The 22,186-nt window shown below is 63.0% G+C and carries 22 protein-coding genes; 12 read left to right on the top strand and 10 right to left on the bottom strand.

Annotated elements, in window-relative coordinates:
• Window positions 1–90: 90 nt before the first annotated feature.
• From ilvC to groL, 11 genes are all read left to right on the top strand, one after another.
• Window positions 91–1,110, top strand: a complete 1,020-nt coding sequence (ilvC, locus tag QGV54_RS07680) for a ketol-acid reductoisomerase (protein ID WP_281017442.1) — start codon at window positions 91–93, stop codon at window positions 1,108–1,110.
• A 507-nt stretch (window positions 1,111–1,617) separates the two neighbouring features.
• Entirely contained in the window at window positions 1,618–2,670 is a 1,053-nt protein-coding gene (locus QGV54_RS07685) for a methyltransferase (RefSeq protein WP_281017441.1), read from the top strand.
• A 92-nt stretch (window positions 2,671–2,762) separates the two neighbouring features.
• Window positions 2,763–3,236: a nuclear transport factor 2 family protein gene (locus tag QGV54_RS07690; RefSeq protein ID WP_281017440.1), complete on the top strand. Its 474-nt coding sequence runs from the start codon at window positions 2,763–2,765 to the stop codon at window positions 3,234–3,236.
• Between the two features lie 632 nt (window positions 3,237–3,868).
• Window positions 3,869–4,222 (top strand): hypothetical protein, encoded by a 354-nt coding sequence (locus QGV54_RS07695; protein ID WP_281017439.1) that lies wholly within the window; start codon window positions 3,869–3,871, stop codon window positions 4,220–4,222.
• A gap of 351 nt (window positions 4,223–4,573) precedes the next feature.
• Window positions 4,574–5,713, top strand: a complete 1,140-nt coding sequence (locus QGV54_RS07700; RefSeq protein WP_281017438.1) for a DUF1611 domain-containing protein — start codon at window positions 4,574–4,576, stop codon at window positions 5,711–5,713.
• Window positions 5,710–6,831 (top strand): alanine/ornithine racemase family PLP-dependent enzyme, encoded by a 1,122-nt coding sequence (locus QGV54_RS07705; RefSeq protein ID WP_281017436.1) that lies wholly within the window; start codon window positions 5,710–5,712, stop codon window positions 6,829–6,831. Before QGV54_RS07700 ends, QGV54_RS07705 begins: the two co-directional genes overlap by 4 nt.
• A 351-nt stretch (window positions 6,832–7,182) precedes the next feature.
• Window positions 7,183–8,100 (top strand): DMT family transporter, encoded by a 918-nt coding sequence (locus tag QGV54_RS07710; RefSeq protein WP_281017435.1) that lies wholly within the window; start codon window positions 7,183–7,185, stop codon window positions 8,098–8,100.
• 123 nt (window positions 8,101–8,223) lie between these two features.
• Window positions 8,224–8,952: an alpha/beta hydrolase gene (locus tag QGV54_RS07715; protein ID WP_281017434.1), complete on the top strand. Its 729-nt coding sequence runs from the start codon at window positions 8,224–8,226 to the stop codon at window positions 8,950–8,952.
• A 97-nt stretch (window positions 8,953–9,049) separates the two neighbouring features.
• Entirely contained in the window at window positions 9,050–9,889 is an 840-nt protein-coding gene (locus QGV54_RS07720) for a MipA/OmpV family protein (protein WP_281017433.1), read from the top strand.
• A gap of 188 nt (window positions 9,890–10,077) precedes the next feature.
• Window positions 10,078–10,368: a co-chaperone GroES gene (gene groES, locus QGV54_RS07725; RefSeq protein ID WP_281017432.1), complete on the top strand. Its 291-nt coding sequence runs from the start codon at window positions 10,078–10,080 to the stop codon at window positions 10,366–10,368.
• A gap of 91 nt (window positions 10,369–10,459) precedes the next feature.
• On the top strand, window positions 10,460–12,112 hold the full coding sequence (groL, locus tag QGV54_RS07730; RefSeq protein WP_281017431.1) for a chaperonin GroEL: 1,653 nt from the start codon (window positions 10,460–10,462) through the stop codon (window positions 12,110–12,112).
• Between the two features lie 399 nt (window positions 12,113–12,511).
• Here the strand turns inward: groL and QGV54_RS07735 are convergent, their stop codons facing one another.
• Window positions 12,512–13,513 carry a hypothetical protein gene (locus QGV54_RS07735; RefSeq protein WP_281017430.1) on the bottom strand — a complete coding sequence of 334 codons (1,002 nt, stop codon included), beginning with the start codon at window positions 13,511–13,513 and terminating at the stop codon, window positions 12,512–12,514.
• A 79-nt stretch (window positions 13,514–13,592) separates the two neighbouring features.
• Between QGV54_RS07735 and QGV54_RS07740 the strand changes: the two genes are divergently transcribed.
• Window positions 13,593–14,672, top strand: coding sequence for an LLM class flavin-dependent oxidoreductase (locus tag QGV54_RS07740; protein ID WP_281017429.1), 1,080 nt, complete (start codon window positions 13,593–13,595; stop codon window positions 14,670–14,672).
• A gap of 7 nt (window positions 14,673–14,679) precedes the next feature.
• Here the strand turns inward: QGV54_RS07740 and QGV54_RS07745 are convergent, their stop codons facing one another.
• From QGV54_RS07745 to ctaD, 9 genes are all read right to left on the bottom strand, one after another.
• The gene (locus tag QGV54_RS07745) at window positions 14,680–16,182 is read right to left on the bottom strand and encodes a carboxypeptidase M32 (RefSeq protein ID WP_281017428.1); all 1,503 of its coding nucleotides are present in this window, start codon (window positions 16,180–16,182) and stop codon (window positions 14,680–14,682) included.
• A complete protein-coding gene (locus QGV54_RS07750) occupies window positions 16,179–16,886 on the bottom strand; it encodes an SURF1 family protein (protein WP_281017427.1) in 708 nt (235 codons plus the stop codon). The genes QGV54_RS07745 and QGV54_RS07750 overlap by 4 nt, the downstream gene beginning before the upstream one ends.
• Window positions 16,887–16,929: 43 nt before the next feature.
• Entirely contained in the window at window positions 16,930–17,499 is a 570-nt protein-coding gene (locus QGV54_RS07755; RefSeq protein WP_281017426.1) for a hypothetical protein, read from the bottom strand.
• Window positions 17,483–17,848: a DUF983 domain-containing protein gene (locus QGV54_RS07760; RefSeq protein WP_281017424.1), complete on the bottom strand. Its 366-nt coding sequence runs from the start codon at window positions 17,846–17,848 to the stop codon at window positions 17,483–17,485. Before QGV54_RS07760 ends, QGV54_RS07755 begins: the two co-directional genes overlap by 17 nt.
• 124 nt (window positions 17,849–17,972) lie before the next feature.
• The gene (locus QGV54_RS07765) at window positions 17,973–18,809 is read right to left on the bottom strand and encodes a cytochrome c oxidase subunit 3 (RefSeq protein WP_281017423.1); all 837 of its coding nucleotides are present in this window, start codon (window positions 18,807–18,809) and stop codon (window positions 17,973–17,975) included.
• A gap of 25 nt (window positions 18,810–18,834) precedes the next feature.
• On the bottom strand, window positions 18,835–19,425 hold the full coding sequence (locus QGV54_RS07770; RefSeq protein WP_281017422.1) for a cytochrome c oxidase assembly protein: 591 nt from the start codon (window positions 19,423–19,425) through the stop codon (window positions 18,835–18,837).
• Entirely contained in the window at window positions 19,422–19,577 is a 156-nt protein-coding gene (locus QGV54_RS07775; protein WP_281017421.1) for a hypothetical protein, read from the bottom strand. Before QGV54_RS07775 ends, QGV54_RS07770 begins: the two co-directional genes overlap by 4 nt.
• 5 nt (window positions 19,578–19,582) lie before the next feature.
• Window positions 19,583–20,506 (bottom strand): heme o synthase, encoded by a 924-nt coding sequence (locus QGV54_RS07780; RefSeq protein WP_281017420.1) that lies wholly within the window; start codon window positions 20,504–20,506, stop codon window positions 19,583–19,585.
• Between the two features lie 38 nt (window positions 20,507–20,544).
• Window positions 20,545–22,164 carry a cytochrome c oxidase subunit I gene (gene ctaD / locus QGV54_RS07785; protein WP_281017419.1) on the bottom strand — a complete coding sequence of 540 codons (1,620 nt, stop codon included), beginning with the start codon at window positions 22,162–22,164 and terminating at the stop codon, window positions 20,545–20,547.
• Window positions 22,165–22,186 lie beyond the last annotated feature (22 nt).

A 22,186-nucleotide genomic window follows, 5' to 3' on the forward strand; every position in this document is an offset into this window, starting at 1 on the left:
GGCGCGCCCCGCGAAATACGGCGTTGCGCCAGGGCCGCACTTGCGGCACAGCAGCGCCCATGAACCGAGACCCTGAGGAGGACCTGAACAATGCGTGTTTACTACGACCGTGATGCGGACGTGAACCTGATCAAGGCGAAGAACGTCCTGGTCGTTGGCTACGGCAGCCAGGGCCATGCCCATGCCATGAACCTGCGCGACTCCGGTGCGAAGAATGTTCGCATTGCGCTGCGCGAAGGCTCCGGCAGCCGCCCGAAGGCGGAAGGGGCCGGCTTTGATGTGATGGATCCGGCTTCCGGTGCCGCCTGGGCCGATGTGGTCATGGTGCTGACCCCGGACGAGCTGCAGGGTGATCTCTACCGTGATGACCTGGGTCCGAACATGCAGGAAGGTGCCGCGATCTGCTTCGCGCACGGCCTGAACATCCACTTCAACCTGATCGAGCCGCGCGCCGATCTGGACGTCTTCATGATCGCGCCGAAGGGTCCGGGCCATACCGTGCGCTCCGAGTACCAGCGTGGCGGCGGTGTGCCCTGCCTGGTCGCCGTGCATCAGGACGCCTCCGGCAATGCGCTGGAAGTGGCCCTGTCCTATGCCAGCGCCATCGGCGGTGGTCGTGCGGGCGTCATCGAGACCACGTTCCAGGAAGAGTGCGAGACCGACCTGTTCGGTGAGCAGGTTGTCCTCTGCGGTGGTCTGGTCGAGCTGATCCGTGCCGGTTTCGAAACCCTGGTCGAGGCCGGTTACGCGCCGGAAATGGCCTATTTCGAGTGCCTGCACGAAGTGAAGCTGATCGTCGACCTGATCTACGAGGGCGGCATCGCCAACATGAACTACTCCATCTCCAACACGGCGGAGTACGGCGAGTATGTCACCGGCCCGCGCATCGTGACCTCCGAGACCAAGGCGGAAATGAAGCGTGTCCTGGACGACATCCAGTCGGGCAAGTTCACCCGCAACTGGATGCTTGAGAACAAGGTCAGCCAGACCTCCTTCAAGGCCACCCGCGCCCGCAACGCTGCGCACCCGATCGAGGAAGTCGGCGGCAAGCTGCGCGCCATGATGCCCTGGATCTCCGAGAAGGCCCTGGTGGACAAGGCAAAGAACTGATCCGCGCGATCGGTTGTGCCTGACCCGGCAGCCGGGTCAGGACCGGGACGAGAGAGGGGCCGTCCGCAGGAAACTGCGGGCGGCCTTTCTCATGTGGGAGGAAATCCTGCGGAGATGCTTCTGCTGCCTTGATGAATGCCAGTTGCATGGGAGGATTGCAGGGCCGGAAAGGCTGCGGTGGCGAGCTTTGCATCTTGCTTGAACAGTAGAAAATTGTGAAATCCGTCTGATTGTGCGGAGAATTTTTCTTTATGAAATATTGCTGAATTAATATTGCAAATTATCAAGAAACAATAATGAAAAATAAACATCAATAAAATAATATTTGTAATGAATTGTCTTGAATAAATGGACCTGTTGAAATGAATTGTGGTAGTATCAATCAAAAGTATTGATGTTTGCCGAACGATTCCCGTTATCCGGGTTTTTCTATCATCTGGCGTATGTTGCACTGCAAACCAATCTGACTATGCTGTTCGCACCAGCAAAATCAGTAGGAGTTCGGACATGACCGTGCATGCGAGCGATGTGGCAGCGGAGAGCGCACAATGTGTGGAAACCGCCGAAGAACTTTCGACCATCGCTTTCAGCTTCATGGCGTCCAAGGCTCTCTTCGCAGGGCTGCACATCGACCTCTTCACGGAGTTGACGGGGGAACCCAGGACGCCGGAGGAGCTCGCCAGGGCCACTGGCGTACCCGTGAACAGGATCGTCATGCTGACCACGGCGCTAGCGAGCATCGGCATCCTGACCTGGGCTGACGACCGGCGTCTGCAGAACTCCCCGGCGGCGGAAAATTTCCTGTCGAAACATTCGAAGTACGATTTCGGTGACTACCTGCGCTACCAGATCGACCAGCAGATGTACCCGTTCCTGCTGCAGTTGAACGCGGTGATGAAGGACGACCTGTCGGACGATGCCATCGCGTCCTACCGTCACTGGATGGCGGATGAGGAGCAGGCGTCGGTCTATTCCGAGAGCCAGCATGCCGGCTCGCTCGGTCCGGGGCGCACGCTGGCGCGACTGGTGGATCTGTCCGGCGCGACCAGCCTGCTGGACGTCGGCGGCGGCACCGGGGCCATGACGATCAGCCTGTGCAAGGCCTACACGGACCTGCACTCGACCATCATCGACTTCCCGAACGTGGCGGAGATCGGCTGGCGCTTCATTGCGGAGGCCGATCTGGTTGACCGCGTCCGCTACATCCCGGGCAATGCGGTGGAGGTCGCCTGGCCGGGCGATCAGGATGCCATCCTGATGTCCTACCTGTTGAGTGGTGTTCCGGGTGACGCGGTCGCGACCCTGCTGGAGAAGGCCTATGCCGCGCTGGCACCCGGTGGCAAGCTGCTGATCCATGATTTCATGGTGGAGGAAGACCGCTCCGGCCCGGCCCTGGCGGCGCTCTGGCAGCTCCAGCACATGGCATTCACGCCGGAGGCGCGCTCACTGTCCGTGGGCTGGCTGATCGCGAAGGGCCGCGAGATCGGCTTCGGGACCGACGGCGGGCAAAGCCTCATTCCCGCCATGACCAAGCTGGTCGTCCTCGAGAAGCCTGCATGAGCCGCAACATGGTGAAGTTCTGTCCCGAACCATCAGGGGGATCCCGCGCCATGAAATGGCTGTAGTCTGTACGGACTATTGGGGAGGACACCATGACAGACACTGAACTCAGGACCATCGCTGACCGTTTCGCGATCAGCGATGTGATGCATCGCTATGCGACGGCGATCGACATGAAGGATCTGGGGCTGCTGGAGCAGGTCTTCGACGAGACTGTGGAAAGCGACTTCACGACCCTTGGCGGCAAGCCATGGTCGGGCGCGCGGGCGGACTGGATCGAGATCATGCGCGGGACAGTCGGGGGGCTGACCTCGACGCAGCATCTGACCGGCAACCATGTCCACCGCATCGATGGGGACCGGGCGCATCTGACGGCCTACCTGCAGGCGATGCACCATCTGTCCGGCGCGCGGGGGGAACCGGACTATCTGATCGGCGGCTATTACGACGTCGACCTGATTCGCCGTGCAGAGGGCTGGCGGATCAGCCGCTACAGCCTGACGGTGACCTGGCAGCGTGGCGACCGGGACGTGCTGCGGCAGGCGGCGCGACGCTTGAAGGGCTGACCGCCGGGAGAATGCGGCGGTATTGCGCTCCGGACGCAGCCGTGAACTGACTTGTGCGGTGAGGGGGAGGCAAACCGGTTCCGGTCTGCCGATCCCTGATCGTGGTCAGGTAGGGTAGGAACCTGGCATCGCGACAGATTCAACGGGTGTGAATGTCGCCCGGTTCCCGGAATCAGAGTGAGACCCTGGCACTTCCTGTTTCAATCCGGAAAATGGAAAAGAAAATAATGCTGAATTCCGTCGAAAAATATTGCCTGCCGGACCGATAATAAAAACATAGTGAAAAATCACTGACTTCCGCTTCTGCGAAATATCTGATGACATTTCAATGAATATCAAGTAGAAGAAGCATCTGCCGTGCAGTTGTTCGTGTGAAATCAAGCAATCTACATTGGCTGAATGGCGGGGCCATCGCTCACAGGTGATCGGGAATCCCGCCGGACGAAAATCTGCGAAATCGACCGTGTGACTGCAGGTACCGAGGCGGAATCCATGCCGTGTCGGGGCCGGTTCAGGCCGGGACTGTGCCCTGCGGGCCGGTCCGACCCTGATGAGGATGGACGCGGGCGCAGGTGAATTCGAACAGGATCAATCATAGCGCAGGCGGCGCTTCCCCCGCCGGAGGAACGACAGTGAATTTTCCCGTATGGACGAAACCCGGCATCTACGGCGCAATCGTGGGCGGTGTCATCGTCTCCATCGTGGGCTTTTCCGCGGGCGGCTGGATGACCGGCAGCAAGGCGAACGAGATGGCGCATTCGATGGCCGCTGACCAGGTCGTCGCCGCTCTGGTGCCGGTCTGTCACAATACGGCTGCTGCCGATCCGGATCGGGAAGCCAAGGTGCTGACCATCAGCCAGTCGGTCGGCTACAGCCGGTACAAGGCAGTGATGGAAGCTGGTTGGGCCACGCCTCCGGGAAGCGACTCACCTGATGTCAATCTGGCGCGTGCCTGCGTCGAAGGCCTGAATCTCGACGCGTCCTGAGATAGCGATGACCGATCAGCGTCGGGCGTGTGCAAGGCACGTCCGACGCCGGTCCTGCCGATCTCGGGGACACCAGTAGGCACAATTACGGCACCTGCCGTCGGGAGAACGAGACGCTTGTCGCGAAACGCGCAGGTCCGCACGTGAGCGTCGGACGTTGAGCGCGCACGCCGCGCCCGATGACCGCTGTCGGGCAGGAGTATTCGTGATTCTGAAGCCACGTCCCGATGTATCGGCGCGGGTGCACTTCCCCTCATCCTCCAGACCGCAGGATCCCAGGTGCGAGGGGTCCATCAGGGTCACCAAAAGTTTCGGTGGACCATCCCATTATGTTATCCAGAAGGACCACTCATGCAGACCCAACGCCCAGTCGATCTCGGACAAGCAAGCGACGTTCCGGCAGGATCAGCACCCACGGCAATCGTCTACTGCGAAGGAAATTTCGGGAAGATCGACGGCAAGACCGCCAATGGCCTTGTCCGGCATTCGGAAAAGTATCGCATTGTCTCGGTGATCGACAGTGATAACGACGGGCGTGACAGTGGTCAGATCCTTGGGCATCTCGCCAACCAGATCCCGGTCCACCGCGACCTCGGGTCGGCGCTGGGCGAGGAGGTACTGGTTCCCGACACCTTCATTTACGGCATGGCACCGGCCAACGGAAAGCTGTCGCCGAAGGATCGCGCCGTGGTGCTTGCGGCAATCACGCGGGGCATGAACATCGTCAGCGGTCTGCACGAGTATCTGGGCGACGATGACGAGATCGCCACCGCAGCACGTTCTCATGGCGTGGCCATCCGGGACGTCCGCAGGCCGCGCCCGGTCAAGGACATGCGTCTGTTCGACGGCAGCGTTGGCGACGTTGAGGCTATTCGCATTGCCGTGCTGGGCACGGATTGCGCAATCGGAAAGCGGACAACAGCGACCGTCCTCTCCGATGCCCTGAACGACCACGGCATCCGCACCGTGGTGGTGGGAACGGGCCAGACGGGTCTGATGCAGGGCGCGCGCTACGGCGTCGCGCTGGACGCCGTGCCGCCACAATATTGTTGCGGAGAACTGGAGCGGGCAGTTGTCGCCGCCTCGGTCAACGAGCGGCCGGACGTTATCCTGATCGAGGGCCAGGGCGCGTTGAGCCACCCGGCCTTCTGCACATCCGCGTTCATCCTTCGCGGCAGCCAGCCGCAGGCGGTCATCCTGCAGCATGCTCCCCGACGCGCCCATCGCTGTGACTTTCCGACGATGCCGATGCCCGACCCACGTGACGAGATCGCCCTGATCGAGGCGTTCTCCGATACCAGAGTGATCGGCATGACGATCAATCACGAGGATATGACCGACAGCGATATCGGGTCAGCCATCATCAGCTACCAGAGTGAACTGTGCATTCCCGTGACCGATGCGTTGAGCCGCCCCGCGATGGAACTCGCGGAGATGGTGCTGTCGGCATTTCCGGAACTGCGCACTGCGCCCGCCATGGCCATGGCATGACGGCACCGCGCATCGAGATCGAATTGGGAAAGATCCAGTACAACACACGTCACATCGTCACACAGTTGCGTGCACACGGCATCGGGGTGACAGGCGTGACCAAGGCTGTCTGCGGTCACCCTGCCGTTGCCAGGGCCATGCTGGACGGGGGCGCCACCGGATTGGCTGAGTCACGGATCACCAATGTCGTGCGGTTGCTCGGCGCGGGCATGACGTGTCCCATTGCGATGATCCGGACACCGATGAAGAGTCAGGCCGAGCTGGTCAGCCAAGATTGTGTCACCAGCTACAACACCGAAATCGAGGTCGTCATGTGCCTTGCTGCGGCTGCGCGCAAGACGGGAAAGATTCACGGTATCGTACTGATGGTCGAGATGGGCGACATGCGCGAGGGGATCATGTCGGCCGACCTGACAGCGTTCGCCCGGGATGTGCTTGCCACGACCGGTGTTTCCCTAAAGGGCATTGGCGCGAACTTCGCCTGCCTCGGTGGTGTCGCGCCTGACGCCGTCACGATGGCGCGTTTCTCGGCCATCGCAACGGACATCGAAGGCGCGACGGGATGCAAGCTGGACACTGTTTCCGGCGGCAATTCGGCCAACCTGCCGTGGGCCCTTGCAAGTCGCGAACTGTCACGGGTCAATGATCTGCGGTTGGGCGAAGCAATCCTTCTTGGCGTTGACCCCCTTTCAGGTATCCGTATCGATGGACTCCACACCGACGCCTTCACGCTGATTGCGGAGGTGATCGAGTCCAAGGTCAAGGCGACTTCGGGATCGCTTGCCGTTGCGGATCCTGCTTGGCGGGGACTTCGTCTGGTGCCGGACAATGACCATTGTCCCCGATCACTGCTTGCGATCGGGCAGCAGGATACCGATGTGACAGGACTCGAAATGCCGGAGGGAGTGGCGTTTGTCGGGGCCACCAGTGACCACTTGGTCATCCGGGCAGTGAATTCCGCTTTGAGCGTCGGCAGCGAAGTGAGTTTCCAGATGAACTACGGTGCCCTGATGCGCGCGATGAATTCACCCGACATCACCAAGGTCGTTCGACACGACTGGCCCTTCACGTCCGCCCCTTCCTCAAGTTATCGAAACCAGTGTCTGGAGACTGCATGATACGCCATACCGGCAAAGAACCTGAAGTTTTCGGGGGCCACGCGCCCCTGCCACGCGCCAATGCCGACGTCGCGAAGACACGATCCTGCCTGCGCTGTCAGGAGAAGTTCGACAGTTCGGGCTTCGGAGAACGCATCTGTCGTCGCTGCAAGTCGACTTCGAGCTGGCGCGACGGCAATCCGGGGCCGTCCGGCAGGCGCTAGCTTCGTCCCGTCCTGACGACGTGTCCCGCGCGCGCCACACCATGCCGCATGGGCCGCGCGGGTCGTCGGGGCAGGGGCAATTTTCTGCTTACCCGTCCGCCCGGCCCCGCTAGCATGTGGTCCCCAGACACGTGGCCGGCCCGCAGACATGCACGAACCTCCATCCGCCGACCGCAATGACCTCATGCTGAGGTTCGCGCCTGCACTGTTCGTGCTGCTCTGGAGCAGTGGCTTCATTGCCGCCAAGGCCGGACTCGCGGATGCGGAACCCCTGACATACCTCAGCCTGCGCTACTGGATCGTTGCGATCCTGATGGCGGGGCTGGCGCTGGCCATGCGGGCGCCCTGGCCACGGTCCCGGCGTGAGCTGGGGCACGTCATGATCGCCGGGGTGATGTTGCAGGCGATCTACTTCGCCGGATCCTGGCTGGCCCTCGGGCGAGGGGTCGGGGCTGGTACCGCGGCACTGATTGTCTGCCTGCAACCGGTCATCACCGCCGTACTCGCCGGACCTCTGCTGGGGGAGCGGGTTTCGCCGCGACAATGGCTGGGGCTCGCGCTGGGCCTGACCGGTGTCGGGCTGGTGGTCTCCCACAAGCTGGGGGCAGGCCTTGGCAGTGCCGAGGGTGTGGCCTGGGCGTTCCTGGGGCTGCTGGGCATTACCTTCGGCACGCTCTACCAGAAGAAGTTCTGCCGGACGATGGATCCGCGCAGCGGCACCGCTATCCAGTTCCTGGTCGCGGCGGTGCTGCTTACACCCATCGGTTGGCTGTTCGAGGATGGGACCATCAACTGGACGCCAACCTTCATCGCTTCCCTGGGCTATATCGTCGTCGTCATGTCGCTGTTCACCATGATCCTGCTCACCATGATGATCCAGCGCGGGGAAGCGTCGCGGGTGACCGGCTGGTTCTTTCTGGTGCCGCCCAGTGCGGCGCTTCTGGCCTGGATCATTCTCGACGAGCCCTTTGGCCCGGTTGCACTGGCAGGGATGGCAGTGGCGGCGGTGGGCGTCGCACTGGTCATGACATCGGGCCGTGCCACCGTCGGCAAGCTGGCCAACTGATCGTGTGCGGTCGGGGCCACCCTGCTGCGATCTTGCCAGCAACCGGACGATCCGACGATATTGCGGCTCCGGACAAACGCCCCCGCCGGGCAGCCTGAACGAAGAGACCGAGGAGGATCGGACATGCCCTTTCTGGAACGCGACGATGCCCGAATCTACTATGAGGTGCATGGGGTGGGGTTTCCCGTGCTGCTGCTGGCATCGGGCGGCATGCGCTCGTCCATACCCTATTGGGGCAAGGCGCCATGGGATGCGATCACGCGCCTGTCGCCGCACTATCAGGTCATTGCCATGGACCAGCGCCACGCCGGACAGTCGACCGCTCCGATCACGGCGGCGGATGGCTGGCAGACCTACACCGCGGATCAGGTGGCGCTGCTCGACCACCTGGGTGTGGACCGGTTCCATGCCGTCGGCATGTGCATCGGTGGCTCCTACATCATGGCGCTGGCGGATGCGGTGCCGCAGCGTCTGGCCTCCGGCGTGATGCTGCAACCCATCGGCTGCGCCGACAACCACCAGACCTTCCTCGACATGTTCGGTGACTGGGCGGAGGAGAAGCGGACGGAACAGCCTGATGTGAGTGACGTGGTCTGGACGGGGTTTCGCGACGCGATGTTCGGCAGTACGGATCTGCTGTTCAACAAGACGGAGGCGGACGTCGCGCGGTGCCGCATACCGCTGCTGGTGCTGATGGGGAAAGATGTCTACCACCCGGAATTCACCTCCCGGCGGATTGCCGAAATTGCCCCGAATGCGACGCTGATCGAGCAGTGGAAGGAACCGGAGCACATCGGTGCCGCTGATACGGCCATCCAGGCCTTTCTGGCTCGGAACAGCGGACAACATTGAATTTGCTGGTTTTTCGCCTTGCAGATCGCCTGGCATGCCCCATATCCGGGCCAGTCAGCGATACCCCCTTACGATACGCCATCAAACGGATAGCCAGATGACCAGACGAACCACACCGGTGGTATTGGCGCTTGCGCTCGCCGTTGCCGTTCCACAGATCGTGCGGGCGCAGGAGCAGGGCAATCCGGGTGAGGGGGAAAGCGACTGGCAGATCTCCGTTGGTGCGGGGGTGATCACCGGTCCCCTGTATCTCGGCGACGACGCCTATGCTGCCAGTGCGGTTCCGAATGTGAGGGTGACCTACAAGGATCTGTTCTTTGCCTCGCTGGGGGAGGGCGTTGGATACAATCTGATCAAATCCGGCGGGTGGCGCGTTGGTCCGGTTGCGAAGTACGACTTCGGACGTGAAGAGGATGGCGACCAGCCGCTGAGAATCGCGGGCGGCAGGACCAACGACCTTGTCGGGCTGGGCGATGTCGACGGGACGGTGGAACTCGGCGGCTTCGTCGAATATTCGGTCGGCAATGTCTCCGGCAAGCTGGAGCTGCGCCAGGGCATTGGCGGTCATGAAGGTCTGGTCGGAAATCTGGAGCTCCGCTACAGCAAGCCCTTCAGGCTGGGCCGCAGTGCGGTCTTCGTGTCCTTCGGGCCGCAGATGGCCTTCGCCGACTCGAATTACATGAGCACATATTTCGACGTGAATGCCGCCCAGTCGGCCGCCTCCGGCCTGACGCCATTCGATGCGGAAGGCGGTCTGCTTTCGTATGGTCTCGGGGGTGCTGTCATGTATCCGGTGACCCGGGATCTCTCCGTCACATGGTTTGCCGGGTATGATCGACTGGCAGGGGACGCCGCCGGTTCATCGCTCGTGCAGCAGCGCGGGTCTGCCGATCAGTTTGCTGGCGGCCTGTTCCTCACCTACACGTTCGGGATGTGACCACAGGCCGAACGTTGGAGACACGTTCCCGGGGCAGGCGAATTTGCACGGTGCGCGAATTTTTTCACCAAATCCGTTGACAGGAATGCCCGGGCTTCTTAAGTCCGCACTGCTGTTAGCACTCAATCGATGTGAGTGCTAACGACACTCAGGACACACAGTATCCAATCCGAGGGAGGGTACAGACGATGGGCTTCAGGCCTCTGCACGACCGCGTGGTGGTTCGCCGCCTCGAATCAGAAGAGAAGACCGCTGGTGGGATCATCATCCCCGACACCGCCAAGGAAAAGCCGATGGAAGGCGAAGTCGTCTCCGTGGGCAATGGCGCGCGCAACGACAAGGGCGAAGTCGTTGCCCTGGACCTGAAGGCAGGCGATCGCGTCCTGTTCGGCAAGTGGTCCGGCACTGAGGTCAAGATCGACGGCGAAGAGCTGCTGATCATGAAGGAATCCGACATCATGGGTGTCATCGAGGGCTGATCCGGCTTCTCGCCGCTCTCCCCCGACACACAGGATGATCGCCGGCGCACCTACGGGTGAGCCGGCAACTTGAGACAAGGAGCAGGAACACATGGCTTCCAAGGACGTCAAATTCGGTACCGATGCGCGCGCCAAGATGCTGCGCGGCGTCGATATCCTGGCCGATGCGGTGAAGGTCACCCTCGGCCCCAAGGGTCGTAACGTCGTCATCGAGAAATCCTTCGGCTCGCCGCGCATCACCAAGGACGGTGTGACGGTTGCGAAGGAAATCGAGCTGAAGGACAAGTTCGAGAACATGGGCGCGCAGATGGTGCGCGAAGTGGCTTCCCGGACCAACGACGAAGCCGGTGACGGCACCACCACCGCGACCGTGCTGGCCCAGGCCATCGTGCGCGAGGGTCTGAAGTCGGTTGCCGCCGGCATGAACCCGATGGATCTGAAGCGCGGCGTCGACACGGCTGTTGCCGCTGTCGTGGCTGACCTGAAGACCCGCTCGACCTCGGTGACCTCCAACGATCAGGTCGCGCAGGTCGGCACCATCTCCGCCAATGGCGAGGCCGAGATCGGCCGCATCATTGCCGAGGCGATGGAGAAGGTCGGCAAGGAAGGCGTCATCACGGTTGAGGAGGCCAAGGGCCTGGAGACCGAGCTGGACGTCGTCGAAGGCATGCAGTTCGACCGCGGCTACCTGTCGCCGTACTTCGTGACCAACGCCGACAAGATGACCGTGGAGCTGGAGAAGCCCTACATCCTGCTGCACGAGAAGAAGCTGTCCAGCCTGCAGCCGATGCTGCCGATCCTGGAAGCCGTCGTTCAGTCCCAGCGTCCGCTGCTGATCATCGCAGAGGATGTCGAGGGCGAAGCGCTGGCCACCCTGGTCGTCAACAAGCTGCGTGGCGGCCTGAAGATCGCTGCCGTCAAGGCACCGGGCTTCGGCGATCGTCGCAAGGCCATGCTGGAAGACATCGCCATCCTGACCGGCGGCCAGGTGATCTCCGAAGATCTCGGCATCAAGCTCGAGACCATCACGCTGGAAATGCTGGGTCAGGCCGACAAGGTCCAGATCAACAAGGAAGACACCACCATCATCGATGGCTCCGGTGACAAGGACGACATCCAGGCACGCTGTGGCCAGATCCGTCGCCAGACCGAGGAGACCACCTCCGATTACGACCGTGAGAAGCTGCAGGAACGCCTGGCCAAGCTGGCCGGCGGTGTTGCCGTGATCAAGGTTGGCGGTGCGACCGAAGTCGAGGTGAAGGAGCGCAAGGATCGCGTTGACGACGCCCTGCACGCAACCCGCGCAGCCGTTGAAGAAGGCATCGTCCCCGGTGGCGGTACCGCCCTGCTGTACTCCGTCCGTGCCCTCGAAGGCCTGGAAGGCGACAATGCCGACCAGAAGGTCGGTATCGAGATCGTCCGCCGTGCGCTGCAGGCTCCGGCCCGCCAGATCGCGGAGAACTCCGGTGTCGATGGTGCCGTTGTGGCCGGCAAGCTGTTGGACCAGAACGACAACGACTTCGGCTTCAATGCCCAGTCGGAGAAGTACGAGAACCTGGTCAAGGCCGGTGTCATCGACCCGACCAAGGTTGTCCGTACCGCACTGCAGGACGCGGCCTCCATCGCCGGCCTGCTGATCACGACCGAAGCCATGGTCGCCGATCTGCCGGAAGACAAGGGCGGCGCCGGTGGCGGCGGCATGCCTGACATGGGCGGCATGGGTGGCATGGGCGGCATGATGTAATCATCCGTCCGGGACCATTCAGTCTCGACATGAAGGGGCCGCGTCCGGGAAACCGGGCGCGGCTCTTTTCTTTGGGGGTCACAAGGCGAAGATCCTGCCAGACTCATGACCGAGTCTTGTTCTCGGGTTCGATCCGGTTATCCAGGTGTGCCGCTCGGGCGTGGGCAACTGGGCTCGCGGATCGAGTCCGCGAGCGACGTCAATGAGTGTATGGGTACAGGTGAACTAACTGCCACCCCGCACCACCAACGTCTTGCCCGGACTTGATCCGGGCATCCAGAAGTGCCACTCAGGGGTGCGCGAACTGGCTTGAGAATCGGTACTGCGAGCGACATAGAGAAACAGAAGTAGCGGAGAGGAACGACCGGGCGTCCCTCCGCCTCAGGACCCTTTCCGACCCTACTCCCCGTCGCCGAAATGCTCTTCCGTTGCCGTTCCCGCATTGCGGATCTGTTCCGCCGCGCCCGAGAACAGGGCTGCGAGTTGCTCGAACCTCGCCGCCTCGCTGCCCCGGTCATCAGCGAAAGCGGGGTTGTCGATGCGGTGGGTCAGCATCTCCCGTCCCATCCAGGCCACGTGACGGGCATATTCCTCGGTCACCACATGGTGCGGGTCGGCGAGATAGAGCTGGTCGTAGCGGGTGAAGTCGGGAAAGCCGATCTCCGCCGGGACATATCCGTTCACCATGGTGATGCGCTCCGCCGCCTCCCGCAGCCCCTTGGCCCGGTGCACCACCATATTGCCCTGCTGCAGCACGGCATAGCCGGGGCCGGGCAGGGCGGGGGAGACGATCCGGCCGGCCGGGATCGGTTTCCCGGCCTCCGCCAGCGCCTTCATCTCGTGCTTCGTGCCGTTGAAATACTGGAACTCCCCGCCCTGGACGGCGCGCGGGTCGGTCACGAACATCACATAGTCGATGCGCAACGTGTCGGTGTGCCACTTGTCCACGTTCCGCCCGACCTGGGTCGGGTTGAAGTTCAGGTGGCCAAGCTGGTGCGGGATGGTGTGCGGCAGCAGCGGCGCACCGAAGACCTTCGACAGGAAGGCGTTCACATCCGGCGACTGGCAGAGGTCGCGCAGGAAGCGCGAGCGGTAGGTGCCGCCCCGGACCATCCGCTCGATCCGTTGCACCGAGGTGGCGAAGGGCGCCAGTTGCCGCGCCACCTCCAGCAGGCAAGCCGCGCCCTCGTCGCTCAGCACCCGGAACGGCGATGTGATGGCGAGGTCGGACGGGCAGGTGGCGATCTCTGCCTCCTCGTAGCCAAGATCCGCAAGGCCGATCCGGGACTCGGGCCGTTCCAGCGCCAGATGACGGGCCGCATCGAACTGCGGTTCGCTGGGCAGGTGGTCATATCCTGCGGGCATGAGTGCCGGGAAGGTGAGAGCGTTGGCGATGGGCATGGCTGAATTCTCTTGCTGACGATTGCCAGACACTAGCGCCCCGTCGCAGAGTCGGGGAAGGGAGCGAGGGAGGAAAAACATGAAGATCGGCGGAATGGTCGCGACGAAGATCGACGACTGGCAGATATTTCCGGAGATGGAGAACCTCGGGTTCGATCATGGCTGGGCACCGGACAGCCAGATGATCTGGTCGGATGCCTATGCCACGCTGGCGCTGGCGGCGCATCACACTAGCCGGATCAGGCTGGGGACCGGAGTTGCCATCGCGGGTACGCGCCTGGCCCCCGTCACGGCCCACTCCATCGCCTCCATCAACAGGCTCGCACCGGGGCGGACGTTCCTCGGCATCGGCACGGGGCACACCGCCATGCGGGTCATGGGCGCGCGTCCCGTGAAGGCGAAGGCATTCCGCGACTACCTGCGGGTCGTGCGCGGCCTGCTGCAGGGGGAAGAGGTCGAGCACGAACTGAACGGCGAGACCCGGCCGATCCGCTTTCTCGACCGGGAACTGGAATGCCTGAACCTGGATGATCCGGTGCCGATCTATGTCGGAGCCAACGGCCCGAAGGCGCTGAAGGCCGCCGGGGCCTATGGCGATGGCCGCATCTGTGCGGGCAATGAACCGCTGGGGGTTCTGGCACGCAATCTCGATACCATCCGGGAAGGTGCGGCGGAAGCCGGACGTGAGGTCACGGACGACTTCCACGTGGCGGCGCTGACATTCGCCTGCGTCCTGAAGCCGGGCGAGACGCTGGAGAGCGAGCGGGTGATCGACCATGTAGACTCAGCCGTCGTCTCGACCCTGCACTACTGGTACGAGCTCTATCAGGAATGGGGCCGGGACGATTTCGTCTCCTCGCGGGTACGCGGCGTCTGGGAGGATTATCGCACCTATGTCGAGACCAGCATGCCCGCCGAACGCCGCCACCAGATGCTGCACCGTGGCCACTGTGCCTTCTGCCCGCCGGAGGAACGGCGTTTCATCACGCCGGACATGATCCGCATTGCCGGTGGTCTGGTCGGGGAGCCGGATGAGATCGTGGAGCGGATCGGACAGTTGCAGGCAGCCGGACTGAAGGAAGTCACGCTGTTGCCGCCGCGTGCCTTCATGCGGGAGAACTTTCGCGAGTTCGCCGAGCAGATTATGCCCCGGCTCTGAACCGCGATCAGTTCAGGTAACGGGCCTGCAGGTGCGTCCGGAAGGCATCGGTGGCCAGTGGACCGCCCGTGGCGTCGCTGATGATCTCTCCGGTCGTGGCGTCCAGGCCGCGTGTGTGGACATGCGCGCGGAGCCAGCCCAGCAACTGCGAGAAGTCGCCTGCGCGCACCTGACTGTCGAGATCGGGCAGGGCGGTACGCATGGCCGCCATCAGTTGCGCCGCGGCCAGTGCCCCCAGCGTGTAGGTCGGGAAGTAGCCGATGGCCCCGTCCATCCAGTGGATGTCCTGCAGACAGCCATTGCGGTCGTCGGCGGGCCTGATCCCCACGATGCAGGCCATGCCGTCATTCCAGGCGCCGGGCAGGTCGGCAATCGCGAGATCGCCCGAAAGCAGCGCCTTCTCGATGCCGTGTCGCAGGATGATGTGCAGCGGATAGGTTGTCTCATCCGCATCGACCCGGATCAGACCGCGCTCGACCCGGGTGGTCAGCCGGTTGAAGTTCGCGGTCTCCAGCGCGGGCTGGTCACCGAACGTCTGACGGATCAGGGGCAGGGCGTGGTCGAGGAACGCAGGTCCCCGGCAGAGCTGCATCTCGATGATCAGGGACTGGCTCTCGTGCAGCGCCATGCCGCCTGAACGGCCCACCATGCGATGGCGGTGCGCGACCGGCAGGCCCTGTTCGTAGAGCGCATGTCCGGTCTCGTGCAGGATGCCCATCATGGCCTCCGCGAAACCGTCGGTCGAATAGCGCGTGGTCAGACGGCTGTCGTCGGGAATGCCGCCGGTGAAGGGGTGCAGGCTCTCGTCCAGACGGCCGCGCGTGAAGTCGAATCCCAGTGCGCGCATGAAGCTCTCTCCCAGTTCCTTCTGCATGGCGACGGGGAAGGGGCCTTTCGGCTGCATCGGCTCCGGAGCCTGTGCCTGACGGTCAAGGATCTGCTGCACCATGTCCGGCAGCCAGCTCTTCAGGTCAGCGAAGACCGGCGCGACGTCCGCGTCGCGCAGACCGGGCTCGAACAGTTCCAGTTGTGCGTCGTAGGGGGCGAGCCCCATGGCCGCGCCACGCACCTTTGCCGTTTCCTGCGTCAGGCGGATGACTTCCTGCAGGAACGGCTGCTGCGCGGCAAAGTCATTGGCGGCACGGTTCTGCCGCCAGGCCATTTCAGAGCGCGCGCCGGCACGCTGGGCGGCTTCCACAAGATCGGCCGGAACAGCGGTCTCCAGCAGGAAGGCCCGTCGCATCAGATGCAGATCGCGCGCATCCAGGGGGGCCAGGCTTGCCGATACCTGTTCTGCCTGATCCAGCAGGTCCGAGGTCTCGGTGGCGACCAGGATCTCGCGGGCCATGCGGGTCAGTTCGGCGATCTGGTCGGTGCGGGCGTCCGCGGCACCGTCCGGCATCAGGGTGGAGCGGTCCCAGTAGAGCATGGCCAGCGCATCCTCGATCAGGCTGCGGCGGCGGAAGCGGTCCTTCAGGCTGGCCAGGGCGTCTGTCTGCATGGTGGTCATTCCGATCTTCTCTCCCGCCCGCGCGCGAAGCCCATCATCGCGTAGATGACGGTCATGATCACGGCCATGCTGTACCAGGTGAAGGCATATTCCAGATGGTTGTTGCGCAGGCTGAACGACGGCGGTGCCGCGTCAGGCCAGGCCAGTTCGCTGCTGCTCTGGACCAGATAGACCTGTTGCAGCGGCACACCGGCACGGGCCTGCATGGCCTCTAGGTCGACGAAGAACCAGATGTTGGTCTCCAGATCATTGTCAGGCACGAACATGGTCTGCTCGCCCTTCAGGCGGACAATGCCGGTCAGCGTCACCTCCCCCTCCACCTGTCCGGCGGGGCGTGACGCAGGATCCTTCAGGTCCTTCGGGATCCAGCCACGGTCCACCACGACGGCGGTGCCATTTTCGCGCAGCAGCGGTGTGAGGACCTGGTAGCCGTTGGTGCCCTGTCGCGGCTGGGCGACGCGATGCGCCTCCGCCTCATGCAGGAAGCGGCCACTGACGCTGACCGACCTGAAACGCCAGGCGGACGGGTCCTGGATGGTCTCGGGCAGGGGCACGGGGGCGTCGTGCATCCGGGCGTCGATGTCGTGTATCAGGTCCAGCTTCCACGCGCGCCGTTCCATCTGCCAGGTGCCGAGCCCCAGCAGGATGATCAGGGACGGGAACCAGGCCAGGGTCAGCCAGATGGAGGGGCGGAAGGATCGCAATTGTCGGGTTCCGTGACAGGTGGTCGGTGTGGCGGTGTCGGAGTCAGGCGGACTGCAGGTCACGCCAGGAAAGCAGCACGGCCAGCCAGAGCATGGTGAGAAACAGCCAGTAGCACGTCAGCACCCAGGCGGCGATGCGGCTACCGGGCGCGGCAGCGAACCGCGGCACGCCAAGCAGGGATGTCAGGATACCCAGGGGCAGCGCCAGCAGGACACCCAGGCCGTGCCAGCCCTCCGCCTGAAAGACAAGCTGTGTCGCGATACCGGAGTGGACGAACATGCTCTCCCCGTGGCGCACCAGTTGCAGCCCGGTGAACAGGACCGACAGCACGGATGTACTGACACAGGCATAGAGCCATCGGTCGACCTCCGTACCGGTCAGCAGCACGAAGGACAGCAATCCGACCGCCATGACCGGGACGAGTGTCAGCAGCCCGAGGCGCGGCCAGTCGAGCACCAGTGCCTGCACGGGCGAACCGGCATGGCTCAGACTGACCCAGTAATCGATCAGCGGCGGCAGGGTGAACAGGGATGTGGCAAGGATCGCGGCGATGGTCAGGATCACGCTGACGAGCGGCAGTCCGCCGAGGCGGCGGCTAATCGACATCGACATCCTGCGATGCCGCGTACTTGAACTGCAGCGCGATCATTGTTGCCTTGAAGGGACGCAGCAGTGCCAGTGACCCACCAAGGATGAATGGCCCCCAAAGTACCACATGAAGCCAGAGCGGCGGCGTGAACCAGACCTCCACCAGCAGGGCGAGGGTGACGGTGACCGCGCCCATGATCAGGATGATGAAGACGGCGGGGCCATCACCGGAGTTCACGTGGGAATAGTCCAGTTCGCAGACGTCGCAGGCGTCGGCAACCTCCAGGTAACCGCTGAACAGCTTTCCTTCGCCGCATCGCGGGCAACGGGCGGTCAGTCCTGCGCGAAAGGGGGAGACATAGGATTCATTCATGGCCGGACCTGTTCGGATTGCTGGACTGGGTTTGGGGTGGGCGTCTGGAAAGGCTCAGAAAGGCAAGGGGCCGCGCCGACGGTTTCGTCGACGCGGCCCCCTTGATCGTCAGAAGAATGACGGATCAGCCGTGGTAGACCACGCCACCTGAACCGCCCCACCAGTAGATGGCGAAGAACAGGAACAGCCAGACCGCATCAACGAAATGCCAGTACCAGGCCGCCGCCTCGAAACCGAAGTGGTGGTCGGTCTTGAAGTGCCCGCGCATGGCCCGGATCAGGCAGATCAGCAGGAAGATCGTCCCGACAAGCACGTGGAAACCGTGGAAACCGGTCGCCATGTAGAAGGTCGAGCCATAGATGCCGCCGGTGAAGCTGAACGGCGCATGCGCATATTCGTAGGCCTGCACGCAGCTGAAGAGGGCACCCAGGATCACGGTGCAGATCAGGCCGTTCACCAGCCCCTTGCGGTCGCCGGAGACAAGGGCGTGATGCGCCCAGGTCACGGTGGTGCCGGACAGCAGCAGGATGACCGTGTTCAGGAACGGCAGGTGCCAGGGATCAAAGACCTCGATCCCCTCCGGCGGCCAGTGACCGCCCATGGCGTCTGTCGGAAACAGGCTGGCGTTGAAGAAGGCCCAGAACCAGGCGACGAAGAACATGACCTCCGACGCGATGAACAGCACCATGCCGTAGCGGTGATGCAGCTGCACGACCGGCGTGTGATCGCCCTTGTGTTCCGCCTCCGAAATCACGTCCTTCCACCACGCGAACATGGTGTAGAGCACGCCGAGCAGGCCGACCCAGAAGACGATCCCCTCGACCATCCCCTCGCCCTCTGCCGCGTGCATGGACGTGACGGCACCGACGGCCATGATGAAGGCCGAGATCGACCCCACAACCGGCCACGGACTTGGATCTACCAGATGGTAGTCATGATTCTTGGCGTGTGCGTCTGCCATTTTCCAGCTCCCTAACCCTCGCCATTCATTCCTGAACGGCACTCACCTGGATCGTTGACGATTCGGCCTGCTCAGGCGGCCGCTCGAAGAATGTGTAGGACAGGGTGATCAGTTTCACCTCATCCGCGTTGCTGTCGTCTTCCATTTCCGGATCCACGAAGAACTGGACCGGCATGTCGACGGACTGCCCCGGTGCCAGCACCTGTTCGGTGAAGCAGAAGCAGTCGATCTTGTTGAAATAGTACCCGACCTTCAGCGGTGTCACGTTGAAAGTCGCCGTGCCGATCACGGTGCGGTCCGTGTTGTTGGTCGCACGGTAATAGGCGATGGCGGTCTCGCCGGTGCGCAGCTTCAGCTCGCGCTGAACGGGCCTGAAGTCCCAGGGCATGCCGCGCGCCACATTGGCATCGAACTGCACGGTGACCATGCGCTTGCCCAGGTGGTCCGCACCGACATCCGCTTCCTGCGTGGTACCGCCATATCCGGTCACGCGGCAGAACAGGTCATACAGGGGGACCGACGCATAGGATGCGCCGAGCATCAGGCCGGCCATGCCGGCGCAGGCGAGCAGCAGCTTGCAATTGTTCCGGCCGTTGCGCGTGACCTGCTCGCTCATCGACCGATCTCCACGTTCAACTGCGGGATGACGCCGTTGGTCATCTTCACGACGGAACCGACAAAGATGAGAATGACGAATGCGGCCAGTGCCAGGGCAATGGCGCGATTGCGACCATGGCGGCGCTTCTCGTCTTCAGGGGTCAGGGCCATGCCGCTCATCCCGCCTGCATCAGGACAGGGCCGAACGGCAGCAGTGAGAACAGCGCGAACAGGTAGAAGATGGAGAAGCCGAACAGGCGTCCCGCCCAGCGATAGGTTCCCTCCTGCTCCCGCAGCAGCATGAAGGCAATGAACAGGAACGCGGCGCCCAGAAGGGCGGCGCCGACCAGATAGGCCATGCCGCCGACACCCAGGAACAGCGGCGCGAAGGAGGCGGCGAGCATCAGGAAGCTGTAGCCGACGATCTGGCGACGGGTGGATTTCTCCCCCCGGACGACCGGCAGCATGGGCACCCCGGCCTTGGCATAGTCACCGCTGCGGAACAGGGCCAGCGCCCAGAAGTGCGGCGGCGTCCACAGGAAGATCAGCAGGAACATGGTCCATGCGGGCAGTTCGAGGCCGCCGGTGACAGCCGCCCAGCCGATGACCGGCGGAAATGCGCCGGCGGCACCACCGATCACTATGTTCTGCACCGTCAGCCGCTTCAGCCACATGGTGTATATGACGACATAGAAGAAGATCGTGAAGGCAAGCAGGCCCGCAGCGGCCAGATTGACCAGCAGACCCATCGTGAAGACGGAGGCCGCGGACAGGAACAGGCCGAACGTCAGTGCCTCCTGCGGCATGATGCGGCCTTCAGGGATCGGGCGCTGCTGCGTCCGCTCCATGACGGCGTCGATGTCCGCATCGAACCACATGTTCATGGCACCCGACGCGCCCGCACCGACAGCGATGCAGATCAGCGCGATGACCGCCATTGCCGGATGGATGTCGCCCGGCGCCACCACCACACCGATCAGGCCGGTGAAGAGCACGAGCGACATCACCCGCGGCTTCAGCAGGGCGAAATAGTCGCCCGCACTGGCCTGCCGCGAGGCAGCGAGGCTGCCTTCATCGGATGAATAGGTGATGTCGCTCATCATGCTCTACCAATAGCTGGTCGGTTGGTGGGGTTCGATCAGCCCTGCTGGCGCTCACGCACCACGGGCAGATCCTCGTACTGATGGAACGGCGGCGGGGAGGGAAGCGTCCACTCCAGAGTCGTTGCGCCTTCGCCCCACGGGTTGTTGCCGACCTTGCGCTTGGCCATGAAGGCCTCCACAACACCGAACAGGAACACCAGCACACCGACACCGGCGATATAGGAACCGTAGGAGGAAATCTCGTTCCAGCCGGCATAGGCATCCGGATAGTCCGGGATACGGCGCGGCATGCCGGCCAGACCAAGGAAATGCTGCGGGAAGAACAGGATGTTCACGCCGACGAAGGTCACCCAGAAGTGGGCCTTGCCCCAGAATTCCGAGTACATGTAGCCGGTCATCTTCGGGAACCAGTAGTACCAGGCGGCGAAGATCGCGAACACGGCACCCATGGACAGCACGTAATGGAAGTGGGCGACCACGTAGTAGGTGTCATGCATCGCATTGTCGATGCCGGCATTGGCCAGCACCACACCCGTCACACCGCCAAGCGTGAACAGGAAGATGAAGCCGATGGCCCAGACCATGGGCGTGCGGAAGGAGATGGAACCGCCCCACATGGTGGCGATCCAGCTGAAGATCTTCACACCCGTCGGCACGGCGATGACCATGGTCGCCGCGGTGAAGTAGGCCCGCGTGTCCACGTCCAGACCGACCGTGTACATGTGATGCGCCCAGACGACGAACCCGACCACGCCGATGGCGAGCATGGCATAGGCCATGCCGAGATAGCCGAAGACAGGCTTCTTGGAGAAGGTCGAGACGATGTGGCTGATGATGCCGAAGCCCGGCAGGATCAGGATGTAGACCTCGGGATGGCCGAAGAACCAGAACAGATGCTGGAACAGGATCGGGTCACCGCCCATCTCCGCCACGAAGAAGCCGGTACCGAAGTTGCGGTCGGTCAGCAGCATCGTGATGGCACCGGCCAGAACCGGCAGGGACAGCAGCAGCAGGAACGCGGTGATCAGCACCGACCAGGCGAACAGCGGCATCCGGTGCAGGGTCATGCCCGGCGCGCGCATGTTGAAGATGGTCGTGATGAAGTTGATCGCACCCAGGATGGAGGAGGCACCGGCGACATGCAGCGCCAGGATGGCAAAATCCATCGCCGGGCCGGGGTGTCCCAGGCCCGAACTCAAGGGTGGATATATCACCCAGCCCGCGCCGACACCGTCACCACTCGCCGAACCCGGCACGAAGGTGGAAATGACCAGCAACGCCAGGGCGACCGGCAGCAGCCAGAAGGAAATGTTGTTCATGCGCGGGAAGGCCATGTCCGGCGCCCCGATCATCAGCGGCACGAACCAGTTGCCGAAGCCGCCGATCAGCGCCGGCATGACCATGAAGAAGATCATGATCAGGCCATGGGCCGTGATCAGGACGTTGAACAGGTGGTGGTCACCACCAAGGATACCGTTGCCGGGCTCCTGCAGTTCCATGCGCATGGCCATGGACATGCCACCACCGATGATCCCCGCGATGATCGCGAAGATCAGGTACATCGTGCCGATGTCCTTGTGGTTGGTGGAATAGACGAACCGCTTCCAACCGCGCGGATTGCCGTGGCTGTCGACGGATTTGCCGATGTAGCTCATCTTTCGGCCCTTTCTCTAACTA

Origin of the sequence: Minwuia sp. IMCC3060 (assembly GCF_029909435.1) — a bacterium.
Classification (GTDB): domain Bacteria; phylum Pseudomonadota; class Alphaproteobacteria; order Minwuiales; family Minwuiaceae; genus Minwuia.

What these genes read in the sequence shown, in the direction of transcription:
- QGV54_RS07710 (WP_281017435.1), top strand. Translation starts at nt 7,183, where the DNA reads ATGCACGAACCTCCATCCGCCGACCGCAATGACCTCATGCTGAGGTTC.
- QGV54_RS07685 (WP_281017441.1), top strand. Translation starts at nt 1,618, where the DNA reads ATGACCGTGCATGCGAGCGATGTGGCAGCGGAGAGCGCACAATGTGTG.
- QGV54_RS07745 (WP_281017428.1), bottom strand. Translation starts at nt 16,182, where the DNA reads ATGACCACCATGCAGACAGACGCCCTGGCCAGCCTGAAGGACCGCTTC.
- QGV54_RS07780 (WP_281017420.1), bottom strand. Translation starts at nt 20,506, where the DNA reads ATGAGCGACATCACCTATTCATCCGATGAAGGCAGCCTCGCTGCCTCG.
- QGV54_RS07775 (WP_281017421.1), bottom strand. Translation starts at nt 19,577, where the DNA reads ATGGCCCTGACCCCTGAAGACGAGAAGCGCCGCCATGGTCGCAATCGC.
- ctaD (WP_281017419.1), bottom strand. Translation starts at nt 22,164, where the DNA reads ATGAGCTACATCGGCAAATCCGTCGACAGCCACGGCAATCCGCGCGGT.
- QGV54_RS07740 (WP_281017429.1), top strand. Translation starts at nt 13,593, where the DNA reads ATGAAGATCGGCGGAATGGTCGCGACGAAGATCGACGACTGGCAGATA.
- groL (WP_281017431.1), top strand. Translation starts at nt 10,460, where the DNA reads ATGGCTTCCAAGGACGTCAAATTCGGTACCGATGCGCGCGCCAAGATG.
- groES (WP_281017432.1), top strand. Translation starts at nt 10,078, where the DNA reads ATGGGCTTCAGGCCTCTGCACGACCGCGTGGTGGTTCGCCGCCTCGAA.
- QGV54_RS07765 (WP_281017423.1), bottom strand. Translation starts at nt 18,809, where the DNA reads ATGGCAGACGCACACGCCAAGAATCATGACTACCATCTGGTAGATCCA.
- QGV54_RS07715 (WP_281017434.1), top strand. Translation starts at nt 8,224, where the DNA reads ATGCCCTTTCTGGAACGCGACGATGCCCGAATCTACTATGAGGTGCAT.
- QGV54_RS07720 (WP_281017433.1), top strand. Translation starts at nt 9,050, where the DNA reads ATGACCAGACGAACCACACCGGTGGTATTGGCGCTTGCGCTCGCCGTT.
- QGV54_RS07755 (WP_281017426.1), bottom strand. Translation starts at nt 17,499, where the DNA reads ATGTCGATGTCGATTAGCCGCCGCCTCGGCGGACTGCCGCTCGTCAGC.
- QGV54_RS07705 (WP_281017436.1), top strand. Translation starts at nt 5,710, where the DNA reads ATGACGGCACCGCGCATCGAGATCGAATTGGGAAAGATCCAGTACAAC.
- QGV54_RS07760 (WP_281017424.1), bottom strand. Translation starts at nt 17,848, where the DNA reads ATGAATGAATCCTATGTCTCCCCCTTTCGCGCAGGACTGACCGCCCGT.
- QGV54_RS07700 (WP_281017438.1), top strand. Translation starts at nt 4,574, where the DNA reads ATGCAGACCCAACGCCCAGTCGATCTCGGACAAGCAAGCGACGTTCCG.
- ilvC (WP_281017442.1), top strand. Translation starts at nt 91, where the DNA reads ATGCGTGTTTACTACGACCGTGATGCGGACGTGAACCTGATCAAGGCG.
- QGV54_RS07690 (WP_281017440.1), top strand. Translation starts at nt 2,763, where the DNA reads ATGACAGACACTGAACTCAGGACCATCGCTGACCGTTTCGCGATCAGC.
- QGV54_RS07770 (WP_281017422.1), bottom strand. Translation starts at nt 19,425, where the DNA reads ATGAGCGAGCAGGTCACGCGCAACGGCCGGAACAATTGCAAGCTGCTG.
- QGV54_RS07735 (WP_281017430.1), bottom strand. Translation starts at nt 13,513, where the DNA reads ATGCCCATCGCCAACGCTCTCACCTTCCCGGCACTCATGCCCGCAGGA.